Source organism: Streptococcus sp. 9903 (assembly GCF_013276625.1).
GTDB lineage: Bacteria > Bacillota > Bacilli > Lactobacillales > Streptococcaceae > Streptococcus.
On the sequence record NZ_VMLI01000034.1, the window covers coordinates 1,822 to 2,396 of the forward strand.

At 48.0% G+C, this 575-nt stretch carries 1 rRNA gene (running past one end of the window); it reads right to left on the reverse strand.

Annotation, left to right across the window (positions count from 1 at the left end):
- Positions 1–575 (reverse strand): 23S ribosomal RNA (locus tag HT696_RS10220) (its annotated part extends 1,563 nt beyond the left edge of the window); the annotation flags it as partial.

The following is a 575-nucleotide window of genomic DNA, read 5'->3' on the forward strand; positions in this document are numbered from 1 at the left end:
TCACACATAGAACGCTCTCCTACCATACCTATAAAGGTATCCACAGCTTCGGTAAATTGTTTTAGCCCCGGTACATTTTCGGCGCAGGGTCACTCGACTAGTGAGCTATTACGCACTCTTTGAATGAATAGCTGCTTCTAAGCTAACATCCTAGTTGTCTGTGCAACCCCACATCCTTTTCCACTTAACAATTATTTTGGGACCTTAGCTGGTGGTCTGGGCTGTTTCCCTTTCGACTACGGATCTTAGCACTCGCAGTCTGACTGCCGACCATAATTCTTTGGCATTCGGAGTTTATCTGAGATTGGTAATCCGGGATGGACCCCTCACCCAAACAGTGCTCTACCTCCAAGAATCTCTAATGTCGACGCTAGCCCTAAAGCTATTTCGGAGAGAACCAGCTATCTCCAAGTTCGTTTGGAATTTCTCCGCTACCCACAAGTCATCCAAGCACTTTTCAACGTGCCCTGGTTCGGTCCTCCAGTGCGTCTTACCGCACCTTCAACCTGCTCATGGGTAGGTCACATGGTTTCGGGTCTACGTCATGATACTAATTCGCCCTATTCAGACTCGGT